11 protein-coding genes are annotated in these 13,678 nt (G+C 41.4%); 1 reads left to right on the top strand and 10 read right to left on the bottom strand.

Features of this window, described 5'->3' with window-relative positions; genetic code table 11:
* Positions 1–8: 8 nt before the first annotated feature.
* The 4 genes from ACXM0J_RS07045 to ACXM0J_RS07060 form a co-directional block, all read right to left on the bottom strand.
* Positions 9–287, bottom strand: a complete 279-nt coding sequence (locus ACXM0J_RS07045) for a hypothetical protein (RefSeq protein WP_068564549.1) — start codon at positions 285–287, stop codon at positions 9–11.
* Positions 288–433: 146 nt separating this feature from the next.
* On the bottom strand, positions 434–2,419 hold the full coding sequence (locus ACXM0J_RS07050) for a 2-oxo acid dehydrogenase subunit E2 (RefSeq protein ID WP_086266271.1): 1,986 nt from the start codon (positions 2,417–2,419) through the stop codon (positions 434–436).
* Between the two features lie 2 nt (positions 2,420–2,421).
* Positions 2,422–5,139: a pyruvate dehydrogenase (acetyl-transferring), homodimeric type gene (aceE, locus tag ACXM0J_RS07055; protein ID WP_014207931.1), complete on the bottom strand. Its 2,718-nt coding sequence runs from the start codon at positions 5,137–5,139 to the stop codon at positions 2,422–2,424.
* Between the two features lie 249 nt (positions 5,140–5,388).
* Complete coding sequence (locus ACXM0J_RS07060; protein WP_002121983.1) at positions 5,389–6,081, bottom strand: M23 family metallopeptidase; 693 nt, start codon at positions 6,079–6,081, stop codon at positions 5,389–5,391.
* A gap of 100 nt (positions 6,082–6,181) precedes the next feature.
* Between ACXM0J_RS07060 and ACXM0J_RS07065 the strand changes: the two genes are divergently transcribed.
* Positions 6,182–6,628, top strand: a complete 447-nt coding sequence (locus tag ACXM0J_RS07065) for a DciA family protein (protein WP_005804431.1) — start codon at positions 6,182–6,184, stop codon at positions 6,626–6,628.
* Positions 6,629–6,725: 97 nt separating this feature from the next.
* On the opposite strand, the gene lpxC is transcribed toward ACXM0J_RS07065, so the two are convergent.
* The 6 genes from lpxC to murC all read right to left on the bottom strand — a co-directional run bounded on the left by lpxC (position 6,726) and on the right by murC (position 13,671).
* Positions 6,726–7,628, bottom strand: a complete 903-nt coding sequence (gene lpxC / locus ACXM0J_RS07070) for a UDP-3-O-acyl-N-acetylglucosamine deacetylase (protein WP_017399846.1) — start codon at positions 7,626–7,628, stop codon at positions 6,726–6,728.
* 110 nt (positions 7,629–7,738) lie between these two features.
* The gene (gene ftsZ, locus ACXM0J_RS07075) at positions 7,739–8,914 is read right to left on the bottom strand and encodes a cell division protein FtsZ (RefSeq protein ID WP_002121912.1); all 1,176 of its coding nucleotides are present in this window, start codon (positions 8,912–8,914) and stop codon (positions 7,739–7,741) included.
* 164 nt (positions 8,915–9,078) lie between these two features.
* Positions 9,079–10,341, bottom strand: a complete 1,263-nt coding sequence (ftsA, locus tag ACXM0J_RS07080) for a cell division protein FtsA (protein ID WP_086266272.1) — start codon at positions 10,339–10,341, stop codon at positions 9,079–9,081.
* Between the two features lie 60 nt (positions 10,342–10,401).
* Positions 10,402–11,256, bottom strand: coding sequence for a cell division protein FtsQ/DivIB (locus ACXM0J_RS07085; RefSeq protein ID WP_002122049.1), 855 nt, complete (start codon positions 11,254–11,256; stop codon positions 10,402–10,404).
* Between the two features lie 2 nt (positions 11,257–11,258).
* Positions 11,259–12,185 carry a D-alanine--D-alanine ligase gene (locus ACXM0J_RS07090; protein ID WP_002121862.1) on the bottom strand — a complete coding sequence of 309 codons (927 nt, stop codon included), beginning with the start codon at positions 12,183–12,185 and terminating at the stop codon, positions 11,259–11,261.
* Between the two features lie 37 nt (positions 12,186–12,222).
* Positions 12,223–13,671: a UDP-N-acetylmuramate--L-alanine ligase gene (murC, locus tag ACXM0J_RS07095; protein WP_057075488.1), complete on the bottom strand. Its 1,449-nt coding sequence runs from the start codon at positions 13,669–13,671 to the stop codon at positions 12,223–12,225.
* Between the last annotated feature and the right edge of the window lie 7 nt (positions 13,672–13,678).

Consider the following 13,678-nt stretch of genomic DNA (forward strand, 5'->3'; position numbering starts at 1 on the left):
TCAAACATTCAGGCAAAAAATTTTATCCACGCCCAAACCAACAATCGTCCTAGACCCAATAGTAAAGCTAAACAAATACTTAAGTTAATAAATCCAAAATTATTAATGCCAGTTACGTGCTGAGATTGAAATTCAAATGGCAAAATAAGCATTGCTACAAATACTTCCAAGCCCATTGCAACGTAGGTCATCCATTCCCAAGGAAAGTGTAAAATACTCACCCACAGCCCCATTAATAAAAATACAATTAATAGGATCGGCACCATGATTTTTAAAAATCCTACCATTTATTCTTTCTCCTTTACCTAATAACGAGAAATTTCTCCTCTCTCAACACTTCATTCTTCGTCTTTAGATTAACTTAAAACCAATTAAATTAAATATCAAAATAAAACCCCGCCGAAGCGAGGTTTTAATGATTCATTTAAAAATATTAGATTAATAAAGTACGAATATCTTTAAGAAGTTTCGTAAGCTTATTAGTAAAGCGAGCCGCATCTGCACCATTAATTACACGGTGGTCATAAGACAATGACAATGGCAACATTAAGCGTGGATCAAAGTCCTTACCATTCCAAACAGGCTGCATCGTTGCAGGTGAAATACCCAAAATCGCAACTTGCGGCCAGTTCACAAGTGGTGTAAATGCTGTACCACCTATTGCGCCCAAACTTGAAATAGTGAAATTCGCACCTTGCAAGTCTTTCGGTGTTAATTTCTTATCACGTGCTTTTTGACCTAACACACCCAATTCAACTGCAATTTGCTTAATTGATTTTTGGTCAGGATTACGTAGTACTGGTACTGTCAAACCATCAGGTGTTGCTACCGCAATACCCATATGGATTTCATTGCGCAAGAGCACTGATTTACCGTCATCAGATAGATGACCTGCGAATTCACGCTCTTCTTTCAACAAATACGCAACCGCTTTGATAATGAATGCCATAATCGTCAGGCTGATACCTTCTTTTTTGAAGTTGCCTTTTAGCTCATTGCGCCAATCTTCCAACTCAGTAATATCAGCCAAATCGAACTGGGTGACTTGCGGAATAAAGTTGTTCAATGACAATTGCGGAATTGATACTTGCTGCAAACGCGTCAGTACTTTTTCTTCCACGCCACCAAACGCAGTGAAGTCAGGAAGCTTTGGCAAACCTGAAACTGCTGGTGCAGCCGCAGCAACTGGTGCAGCTTGTGGCGCAGTTAAACGAGTCTTCACATACGCAAAGATATCTTCTTTAACAACACGGCCATGTTCACCAGAAGTCTTAACTTGAGATAAAACTACACCAAGCTCACGAGCAAGCTTACGCACAGCAGGGCCTGCATAAACTTTAGCGTTTTCGGCTTCTTGTTCTTTAGTTAATTTATCATTACCAGAAGAAGCTGGAGCAGATACTGCTTGAGTCGGAGCAGGTGCTGCCGCTTTAGGCGCTGCTGCCTGTGGAGCTGGGGCTGCTTCTGCTTTTGCCGCTGGTGCAGCAGCAGGTGCTTGACCTTCAGCTTCAATTGTTGCCAGCAATACGCCTTGTGAAACTTGTTGGCCTGCTTGCAAGTGAATTGCTTTCACAATACCCGCAACAGTACTTGGAACTTCCACAGTTGCTTTATCTGACTCAACCACAACAAGGCTTTGGTCTACATCAACTTTATCACCAACCTGAACCAAGATTTCAGCAACAACTGCTTTATCTACACCCAAATCAGGAACGTTAATATCAACCGGTCCAGATTGAGTAGCAGTCGATGCTACAGTTTCTTGTTGAGCTGGTGTAGCTGCTGCCGGAGCTGCTGTTGTAGAAGCAGGTGCCTCAGCTGGCGCACTAGATGCAGATGTTGTTTTTACTTGAATAAGAACAACACCTTCTTTAACTGTATCGCCTTCTTTAACTTGAATGCTTTCTACAGTACCTGTAACACTGCTTGGTACTTCTACAGTTGCTTTGTCAGACTCAACCACAACGATGCTTTGTTCAACATCGATTTGTTCGCCAACTTTTACTAAAATCTCACCAACTAGTGCTTTTTCAACACCAATATCGGGAACTTGAACTTCAACCACTTGGCTAGTTGTTGCCGTTGCTGGTTGAGCAGCAGTTGAGGGCTGTTGAGCCGCTGCAGGTGCTGCCGTTTGTTCAGCTGCTGGTGCAGCTTTTGGAACTTCTTCTGCTTGAGCTACTGGTGCAGCACCCTCAGCTTCAAGTTCAAGCAATACCGTACCTTCAGTTACGCTATCACCTTCTTTGATTAAGATGCTTTTTACAACACCTGCTGAAGTGCTAGGCACTTCAACAGAGGCTTTATCTGACTCAAGCAAAACAAGGCTGTCATTTTCTGCAATACTGTCGCCAACTTTTACTAAAATTTCAGCAACAACTGCTTTGTCTACACCAATATCAGGGGTCTTAATTTGCATGCTTAGTTCCCCTCACCTGTTTGCGTTTCATTATATTCAGCAACTGCCTGAACTTCTGGATGCGCTTGAGGAGCCCATGCCACTGGACGGTCAGTATCTAACTCAAAGTTAGAAATCGCGTCTTTAACTAAACGTGCGTCCACTTCACCTTCGTCAGCTAATTTTTTCAAAGTAGCAACAACGATATGTGCAGCATCAACACCAAAGAAACTACGTAAGTTAGCACGTGTATCTGAACGACCGTATCCATCTGTACCTAATGCAACAAATGGGCGACCATCTGGAAGATACGCACGGATTTGTTCGCTATAAGCACGCATATGGTCTGTTGCTGAAACAACGATACCTTCTGTACCACGTAACTGTTTAGATACCCAAGATTCTTTCACTTCTTCAGAAAGTGGGTGTAAACGGTTGTATTCTTCACATGCCATACCATCACGTGACAACTCATTGAAGCTTGTTACACTCCAAACATTTGAATGGATTTGGTATTCATCACGTAAGATTTTCGCAGCCTTGATCACTTCACGAAGAATCACACCTGAACCAAGTAATTGGACAGTTGCTTTTTCATCTTTTTCGAACAAGTACATACCACGTTTAATGCCTTCCTCAGCGCCTTCAGGCATTGCAGGATGCTCGTAGTTTTCGTTCATTACAGTTAAGTAGTAGAACACACGCTCTTGGTTCACATACATACGTTTTAAACCGTCATGCACGATTACAGCTAACTCATAACCAAAACATGGATCATAAGATACACAGTTTGGAATAGTGTTCGCCAAGATATGTGAATGACCATCTTGGTGCTGTAGACCTTCACCGTTCAATGTGGTACGACCAGCAGTTGCACCCAACAAGAAACCTTGAGCTTGCGCATCACCAGCTGCCCATGCAATGTCACCAATACGTTGGAAACCGAACATTGAGTAGTACATATACATTGGAATCATTGGCAAGTTATTCGTTGAATAACTTGTTGCCAACGCAGCCCATGCACTCATCGCACCAGCTTCGTTAATCCCTTCTTGTAGCATGTGACCGTCACTTGCTTCACGGTAATGCATTAATTGTTCTTGGTCTTCTGGGGTATATTTTTGACCGTGAGCAGCATAGATACCGAGCTGACGGAACATACCTTCCAGACCAAAAGTACGTGCTTCATCTGGAACAATTGGTACTACGCGGTCTTTAATTGCTTTTTCTTTGAGTAAAGAAGCAATTAAACGAACCATCACCATAGTGGTAGATTGTTCTTTACCACCTGAACCATTTAATACAGCATCAAATACAGATAATTCAGGAATCGCTAAGATTTCACTCTCTTTACGACGTGCAGGTAGGTAACCACCTAACGCTTCACGACGCGCCTTCATATACTTCATTTCTGGAGAGTTTTCACTTGGGCGGTAGAATGGAAGCTCTTCTAACTTATCGTCTGTAAATGGAAGATTGAAACGGTCACGTACATATTTCAAAGAGTCAATCTGCATTTTTTTGATTTGGTGAGTTTTGTTCACCGCTTCAATTTCTTCAGACAAACCGTAACCTTTAACAGTTTTCGCAAGAATAACTGTTGGTTGACCTTTAGCTTTCATTGCTTCTGCATATGCAGCAAACACTTTGTAAGGGTCATGACCACCACGGTTGAGATTATCGATGTCTTCATCGCTTAGGTCTTTTACAAGTTCCGCAGCTTCCGGGTACTTGCCAAAGAACTTCTCACGCGTGTATGCACCACCTTTCACTTGATAGCGTTGGTATTCACCATCAACTGTCTCTTCCATTACCGCTTTCAAAGCGCCTGAGGTGTCTTTTGCAAGAAGTGGGTCCCAATGACGGCCCCATACCACTTTAATTACACGCCAGCCTGCGCCACGGAATAAAGATTCTAACTCTTGAATGATTTTACCGTTACCACGTACAGGACCATCTAGACGCTGTAAGTTACAGTTAACAACCCAAATAAGATTATCAAGCTTTTCACGACCAGCAAGTGAAATTGCACCAGTACTTTCTGGCTCATCCATCTCACCATCGCCAAGATAAGCCCAAACTTTACGATCTTCTTCTTTGATCAAGCCACGGTTCATCAAATATTTTTGAATATGTGCTTGATAAATCGACATGATTGGACCAAGACCCATTGATACTGTTGGGAATTGCCAATAGTCAGGCATTAAATATGGATGCGGATAGCTTGGTAAACCGTTACCGCCAACTTCACGGCGGAAATTACTTAACTGTTCTTCAGTTAAACGTCCTTCAAGGAATGAACGTGCATAAATACCAGGAGCACAATGCCCTTGATAATAAATCATATCTCCGCCAAAGCTATTGCTGTTTGCGCGGAAGAAATGGTTAAAACCTACGTCATATAATGTTGCACTTGATGCGAAACTCGCCAAGTGTCCACCTAAATCATCACCTGTTTTATTCGCACGAAGTACCATTGCTAAGGCATTCCAACGAATCAATGCACGAATACGGCGTTCCATATCTTGGTCGCCTGGCATTGCAGGTTGTTCTTCAACAGAAATTGTATTTAAGTAAGGTGTATTGAGACGTTGAATTGGAACATGCTTAGCAATTGCTTGTTGGTAAAGTTTTTCCAACAAGAATGCCGCTCGTTCAGTTCCCATATGTTGTAAAACTGAATCGAATGCATCTTGCCATTCTTGGGTTTCTTGTGCGTCGGAGTCACCGTAAAACGCCATAATTCACCTGTTCCTTGTTCTCTAATCTACTTTGTATTTTTACCACGTTTTACCCCTTTCAAGTTATTGCCTCGGGTGAATGTGAGGGGGCCCTATTATTTTCTGAATGAATAGTCATTGACCGAGCAGTAAACAAAATAACAAAAAAACGCCAATAATGGCGTTTTTTTATACAATCTTTGCGTTAAAAAAGGTTTAGCTTAGTTTTAGATTCATAAATTTAATAACCTTGCTTTTTTAACTATGCTTTTATGGAAGCATCGCCAAGTAAGTAGTTGGGTTTTTACGTTGCCCATCTTTTACAACTTCATAATGCAAATGCGGACCTGTACAGCGACCTGTACACCCTACATTAGCAATATGCTCGCCCGCAGATACTTGGTCGCCTACACGCACCATTAAACGTGAAGCATGAGCATAACGCGTTAAATAGCCATTACCATGGTTAATTTCAACATATTGACCATAACCAGTGCCCCAGCCAGATTTGGTTACAATACCTGGGCCTGTAGCATAGATTGGCGTGCCACTCGGAGCAGCCATATCCAAACCACCATGATGTTCTGCACGGCCACCCATGGTACGACCACCAAAGTTTGAAGAAACTCGTACAGTATCAGGAAGAGGATGAGAAACTAACCAAGAGTAAGAATTTGAAGAAGAGGCATTAAAAGAATTTTTTGCGGTTGTATTACCGTACTTCTTTGCAAGTGACTCATTGTTGAGTTCAACCGTTTTTTGGCGTAAGGTCACTGAAACTTTCGCACTCGCCGGAAGATCTAAATCATCGGGATGAGTATATGAACCTTGAGATAATGTTTTTGATAGCTGTTCCAATCGATCTGAATCAGTAGATTGGTTAATTGTTTGATAATCTGCAAAAGCAACTGATGCTGCCGAAGCGGCAAGTGAAAACGCTAATAAAATACGACGCGTGTGCATAAAAACCTCTTGAAACTGTTCTTACTCAAGTTCCTTATGATCTCTTCCTTGATATCAATTGAAATGAACGCTTAAGATTAAGACAAGAATCTATCCGAGAATGACCATGTCCAAACCCGATAACGTTTTTCAACAAACCGGAAAACACATAAAAACAGGAAACCTTACGTTTCTAACAACGCAAGTCGCGCAATGGCAAAGACTTACGAAAATTATCCAACCCTTATTGCCCCAACCGGAACAATGGCAGGTTGTGTGTTATCAAAATGGCTCTTTAATCATTACTGGTGAAAATCAAGCGATGATTAGTCAACTCAGTTATTTACAGAACCAATATGTATCTAAATTATCTCAGCTCGAAGGGCTAAAAGACCTACAAAGAATTCAGGTTCGATTAAGAAATAAAAATATTCCAAATGCACCTTCATCTGAGCCATCTAAACCCATCCCCCCGGAAACACAAGAAATGTTACGTAGTGCAGCCGACTTTGTGAGCGACCCTAAGCTTAGCCAAGCTTTACTACGTTTGGCAAGCAATAAAAAATGATGAGCTTTATATTTCTTAATTAGAATCATTATTATTATGTGATAATAATCACACTTTTTAATGTTACATTATAACATAGCCAAGTAAAGACAATGACTTATGTCACGCTGACATATGGAATTGGACACTGATTCTCGTCATCAAATGTTACAATTTCATAATTACTCGGATCACTTTGAACATTGCGTAACAACTGATTATTTAAAGCATGTCCTGATTTATAGCCATCAAACTTGGCAATAATTTGATGACCAAGCAAATACAAATCACCTACTGCATCTAAAATTTTATGTCTAACGAACTCATCAGCGAAACGTAAACCTTCTTCGTTGACGACACCTGTATCATCTACACCAATTGCATTATCTAAACTTGCGCCTAGTGCTAAATTGTTTGCTTTCAAGTAGTCCAGATCTTTCATGAAACCAAAAGTACGTGCTTCACTGACTTCATAAACAAAAGTTTCGGTCGAAAAGTCGATCGTCGCAGATTGATATTCTTTAGCAAATGCCGGATGGTCAAAATCAATCGTGAAATTTAATTGAAAACCATTGTGAGGGCTGAAAATTGCTTTCTTATCATCGATGAGTGCTTCAACTGGTTTTAATATTCTTATAAATTTTTTCGGTGCATCCAGTTCACGTAATCCACCTTGCATTAAAAGGTAAATAAATGGACCAGCACTTCCATCCATAATTGGAACTTCAGAAGCTGACACCTCAACAATCAGGTTATCAATTCCCAAACCTGCAATTGCACTCATTACATGCTCAATTGTTCCTACTTTTATATCCCCCGTTACCAAGTTGGAACACATAAAAGCTTCTTGAATCAATAAAGCATTGGCAGGGATATCGACAGGTGGATCCAAATCGATACGGCGAAATACAATACCTCCATCCACGGTATGTGGAATGAAATTGATCATCACTTTTTGACCGCTATGAAGACCTATTCCACTCGCTTTTACCACACGATTGAGAGTACGTTGTTTCACCATGCTTTGTAACTTCTTTTTTAAAACCGCTATACGTTAGCATATTTAGTCATTGATCAAAAATAAAAAAAGGCAGTGTTTGAACACTACCTTTCATTAAATCTAACGATTATTTACTTACGTTGCTGATTTTTCAAGTAATCTTGAATACTCATTGGAGAAGAACGCGGAGTAGAACTTGCTGTGCTACTGACTTCATTATCGGCGTTTTGACGCTTATTGATTGCAGGAACATCATCTTCATCAACAGATTGAGCTGATTGAGAGGATGCATGGCTTACCGTATTACGTTTTCTCGGTTCAGCATCTGCTGCATTACGAGTTAAACCAGTTGCAATCACTGTTACGCGTAATTCATCACGTGCATCTGGGTCAAATACTGTACCGTAGAAGATTTCACCTTCATCAAGGTCAACAATCTGGTTCACAACATCAGTAATGATTTCAGTCTCACGTAACGTAATGTCATCACCACCCGTAATGTTAATTAACACGCCTTTGGCATTAATAATATTTACGTTATCAAGTAATGGACTACGGATCGCTTGTTCAGCAGCTTGACGCGCACGATCTTCACCACGACCTAAACCAGCACCCATCATTGCGTAACCGCGAGTACTCATTGCAGTTTTCAAATCGGCGAAGTCAAGGTTAATGTGACCACGGTTAACAACCAAGTCAAAGATACTACGTACAGCGTTTAACAACACATCATCAGCTTTTTTATAAGCATCTTTCATTGAAATATCGCCATATACGCTTAGTAAGCGTTGGTTAGGGATAATAATCAATGAGTCAACATGTGCTTCAAGTGCTTCAATACCACGCTCAGCAGACTTTAAACGGCGACGGCCTTCAAAGTTAAATGGTGTTGTAACTACACCAACAGTCAAAATACCCATTTCTTTGGCAACTTCAGCTACAACAGGCGCTGCCCCAGTACCCGTACCACCACCCATACCAGCGGTAACGAAAACCATATCGGTACCTTCAAGGTGGTGACGAATGATTTCACGGCTTTCTTCTGCTGCAACTTGCCCTACTTCAGGGTTAGCACCAGCACCTAGACCACGTGTACTTTGCTCGCCTAACTGAATTTTGAAAGGTGCATTCATACAGTCCAGTGCTTGTTTGTCTGTATTGGCACAAACGAATTTAACACCTTGAATATCAGACTGCACCATATGTTGAACGGCATTACCGCCACCACCACCTACACCAAATACAGTGAAACGGGCTTGACCGTTGCCATCGTTTAGTTCATCTTCTATAAATTCAAATGAGGCCATGACCTTTAGGGTTCCTAATACATTATGGCAGTCACTTCAGCCCGTATACTGCCTTGATTTTCAAAAATAACTAATTTTAAGAATGCTGTGCAATACCAACCTTGTCAAGTACAGCGGTTTTCTCTTACAACTTCCTAACAATTCTACCAATAAATACATACATCCTAAAAAATGGCTTTTAATTTGCTATTAAACGCATTCCAGCCATTTACCATTCGTTCCCATATCGAACGGTCATTTGCCTCTTCAGGCTCTTCAACAGCATCTTGCAACTCACTTTGGCTAAACATGAGCAAACCAGCTGCTGTTGCATACATAGAACGACGTAAGGCTGCTTGATGTTGATCATCAGCATAAACCTGTAACGGCGGATTACCCAAATGTGCAGATACACCCAACATACGACGAGCTAAACTCACCATACCTTCTATTTGACAAGCATCCCCTGTCAATACTACACCATGGTATAAACCATGAATTGCACCGCTTTGTTCGAGTTCATCGCGAATCTGGCTAAAGATCTCTTCATAACGGGCAATAATAATTTCTGACAACTCAATCCGGCTAATTGTTTGAGGGCCATCAATTCCTTCTACCTGAATCATGTGATCTGGCTTAACAGCACTTAAATCGACACAACCATGCAGAATTTTAATTCTTTCGGCTTCTTCTGTCGTCGTTTGCAATACAGCAGCAATATCACGTGTAACGTGTTCACCACCGCGTTGCAACGTACGCGCTAGAGCCAAACGTCCATCTAGATAAACAGCAAGATTGGTAATGCCTGCACCAATATCAACTAGACAAACACCATACTCTTTTTCATCTTTCAGTAAGCTTGCCTCAGCGGTTGCCAAACAAGACACCACCATTTTTTCAACCCCGATATTTGCACCTTTCATGGCACGATCAAGGTTTTGCATAGTCGCTATAGGCATCATCATTAACTGATAATGTCCAGTCATACTATGGGCAGTCATATTAATTGGATTCTGCACCCATTCAGCAGAATCACCTAATTCAAAGCCTAACGGCACTGCACTTGCTAAATAGTAATCAGAAGTCACATGACTTGCTTTTGCCAATTCTAACGCGCGCACGACTTCATTTGTTGTAATCACATGTGCTGGATTAGATACTGGTGTGCGACCAGAGGCATAAAAACTTTGCAACTCGGTACTCGGAATAGATACCCATGCGCTATGAATGCGACATTCGGCCATATTTTCCGCTTCAGCAACAGCATTTTTAATCGCAGCAATGACTTTATCGAGGCTTACAATTTTTCCTTTATTCATGCCTCGATTGCGAGCAGTTGCCATACCGATAACTTGAATGTTATCCGGCGCATGAATTTTTCCAATCAAAACTGAAACTTTATGCGTCCCAATGTCAATCGCAACAACTGAGGGAACAGCTTCACTCATCACTCATACCATTTCTTTGTTGTTTAATACCAGGCAAATTGCCTATTTTAAAGCCACGTATTATGGCTTTGCTTTTGTTCCACCTGCAATGCTTGTGTCATCACTCGTTACAACAAACTGACCATTCACAATTTTAGGTGGTGTTGCGTTCTTCCATTGAATAGATAATCCATTACGATATCGTAAATCAATGGCTGAGATTTTCGACCACACCGGTTTTAAGTCAGATTGTGCCAGATGACTTAAACGTTGCAACTTATTCATTGTTTGATCTTGGTCAACAATAATGCGTAAACCAGAATCAAATTGCATAAACCAAGTCATTCGCTCAGTCAGATATAACTCTTTTAAACGTAAATTAACAGGATGGAATAATTGATTAATTTCATTATAGCGTCGCATCATCATTTTTGACTGACTTACCGGCCCATGAAGCAACGGAAGTTCAGGATGATTCGTCGGCTCTGCCTCACTAAATACATCGCCACCATCGCTTAATAAGCGACCTGTTCCCCAACGAGCGATAGCATGGCGAGGCATGACACGGACACGAATACCATTGGGCCAAGCACGAGATACGACAACTCGGTCTACCCATGAAATTTCTAATGTTTTGTCACGAATCTGTTCTAAATCAGATGTGAAATAATTTGCTTTTATAATTGGAGCAACATGTTGCATCACTTGTTGCGTTTCAACCGAAGACGCCGAACCTACAACTTCTAGTTTTGCAACTGTTGCATCTGTAATAACTTTATATAGCCCATAAATTCCGACTGCCAGCACTACAAAAGCAATAACCAACAGCACCCATCCACCAGCATTCGCAAGCTTCTGCTTACGCGTAGGCGGTTTATCATGAATAGAGGTGATAGCCGCACGTTTACGGCGCATGGAAGCCGGAAGTTGTGCCATATTTAAGCCGTACCTTCCAATGTTTGCTCAAGAATTGCAACGCACAATTCATCAAAGCTATAACCAACAGCTTTAGCAGCTTTTGGAACTAAAGAGTGACTGGTCATACCTGGCACAGTATTTACCTCTAAAAGCCAGAAATTGCCTTGCTCATCCTGCATCGCATCAATACGACCCCAGCCTTCTGCACCAACGGCCTGAAAAGCACGTAAACACAATGCTTGTAGGTTTTTCTCTTCAGTCTCACTAAGACCACAAGGAATACCATACTCTACATCATTACGTTGATATTTCGCTTCATAGTCATAGAAAGCAACATCTGCTGGTGGTTGCAAACGAATGACAGGCAAAGGTTGTCCATTTAGGAATGAAATTGTGAACTCACGACCGGTGATCCATTTTTCTGCCATAACCACAGCATCGTGCTGAGTCGCCTTTTCAATTGCTGCAGCAAAGTCTTCTGCTTTCTCAACCTTACTCATGCCGACACTTGAGCCTTCATGTACAGGTTTGATAATGACAGGTAAGCCCAACTCAGCAATCACCGCATCTAAATCTGTTTCTTTAGTAATAATGCGATATGGCGCTGTAGGTAAATCGCTACCTTGCCAGATTTGCTTGGTTTTAACTTTGTCCATGCCAATAGCAGAACCTTGCACACCTGTTCCTGTATAAGGCAGATTTAACCATTCAAGTACACCTTGAATCTGGCCATCTTCACCCCCGCGACCATGCAATACAATAAATGCACGATCATAATTTACAAGTTCAGTCACACTGCGGTCTTGTGGATCAAATGCTTCAGCCTGAACACCTGAACGTAACAAAGCGTCCAAAACTGCCTGACCACTATCCAAAGACACAGCACGCTCAGCCGATTTCCCACCAAATAACACGGCAACTTTGCCGAATTTTGTAGCATTTGACACGTTTAAATCCTTAACCCGATAATTCAATACTTTTTGTTTATTTCACATACAAATGGTGTTGCGCAAGTTCTACTGAAATTGCTCCCACGTTACCCGCACCTTGCGTTAATAACAAGTCATTTGGTTGTAACACATTTTGCATGATGTTTTGCAAATTACCTTCCACCGGATCAACCAAAATTGGTTCTACTTGTCCGCGTAAACGAATACTACGAGCCAAAGTACGACTGTCTGCACCCACAATAGGCTTTTCACCAGCAGGATAAACTTCCAACAATAATAATTGATCGACTTGAGAGAGCACTTCAATGAAGTCATCAAAACAATCGCGGGTACGAGAATAACGATGTGGTTGGAACAACATAACCAAACGACGGTCTGGATGACTCTGGCGAGCAGCTTTAATTGTTGCTTCTACTTCTTTCGGATGATGTCCATAGTCATCAACCAACTTAACATTGCCATCAGCAAGTTCAAATTCACCCTGCACTTGGAAGCGGCGGCCAACACCACTAAATCCTTCTAATGCACGGCTAATTGCATCATCAGAAACACCTTCATCTGTGGCAACACCAATTGCTGCCAAGGCATTTAAAACATTATGTAAGCCTGGTTGATTAATTGTTAAACGCAATGGTTCACGACCTTTACGCAACACAGTGAAGTGCGATTGCATACCATCTTGTTCAATATCAACTGCTCGAATGTCATTATCTTCATTAAAACCATAAGTAATGACCGGACGGCCTACACGCGGCAGAATTTCACGAATGTTCGCATCATCACCACAAACTACAGCCAAACCATAAAATGGTAAGTTATGAAGGAACTGTACAAACGTATCTTTTAATTTATCAAAGCTACCTTCATAGGTATCCATATGGTCAGCATCGATATTGGTTACAATCGCGGCCATTGGTTGCAAATAAAGGAAAGATGCATCTGATTCATCAGCTTCAGCCACGATGAAACGGCTTTCACCTAACGCCGCATTTACGCCTGTACTGTTAAGTAAGCCGCCAATAACATAAGTTGGATCAAGGTTTTCTTCCGCCAACATCGTCGTCAAAAGACTTGTAGTTGTGGTTTTACCATGCGTACCAGCCACAGCAATACCGTGACGGTAACGCATAAGCTCACCTAGCATTTCTGCACGGCGTACAATTGGAATACGCTGTTCAATTGCAGCTTTAATTTCCGGATTTTCCGGATCAATTGCTGTAGAAACTACAAGCACATTGGCATTTTTAATATTTTCCGGTTGATGGCCAATATAAACTTTGATGCCATTTTTCTCTAATTGTTCTGTAGTTTTAGACGCTTTAATGTCTGAACCGGAAATTTTATAGCCTTGGTTACCCAAAACCTCTGCAATGCCACACATCCCAGCGCCACCGATCCCCACAAAATGAATGTGTTTAATACGGCGCATTTCAGGCACTTTAATCAGTTTTTTTGCTTGGTTCGCAGCTGTTGATGGAGACATAGTAAAT

The organism is Acinetobacter sp. GRABPA_MV_2 (assembly GCF_056725885.1).

Coding starts and splice junctions, on each gene's coding strand:
- ACXM0J_RS07045 (WP_068564549.1), bottom strand. CDS start 287: ATGGTAGGATTTTTAAAAATCATGGTGCCGATCCTATTAATTGTATTT.
- ACXM0J_RS07050 (WP_086266271.1), bottom strand. CDS start 2,419: ATGCAAATTAAGACCCCTGATATTGGTGTAGACAAAGCAGTTGTTGCT.
- aceE (WP_014207931.1), bottom strand. CDS start 5,139: ATGGCGTTTTACGGTGACTCCGACGCACAAGAAACCCAAGAATGGCAA.
- ACXM0J_RS07060 (WP_002121983.1), bottom strand. CDS start 6,081: ATGCACACGCGTCGTATTTTATTAGCGTTTTCACTTGCCGCTTCGGCA.
- ACXM0J_RS07065 (WP_005804431.1), top strand. CDS start 6,182: ATGACCATGTCCAAACCCGATAACGTTTTTCAACAAACCGGAAAACAC.
- lpxC (WP_017399846.1), bottom strand. CDS start 7,628: ATGGTGAAACAACGTACTCTCAATCGTGTGGTAAAAGCGAGTGGAATA.
- ftsZ (WP_002121912.1), bottom strand. CDS start 8,914: ATGGCCTCATTTGAATTTATAGAAGATGAACTAAACGATGGCAACGGT.
- ftsA (WP_086266272.1), bottom strand. CDS start 10,341: ATGAGTGAAGCTGTTCCCTCAGTTGTTGCGATTGACATTGGGACGCAT.
- ACXM0J_RS07085 (WP_002122049.1), bottom strand. CDS start 11,256: ATGGCACAACTTCCGGCTTCCATGCGCCGTAAACGTGCGGCTATCACC.
- murC (WP_057075488.1), bottom strand. CDS start 13,671: ATGTCTCCATCAACAGCTGCGAACCAAGCAAAAAAACTGATTAAAGTG.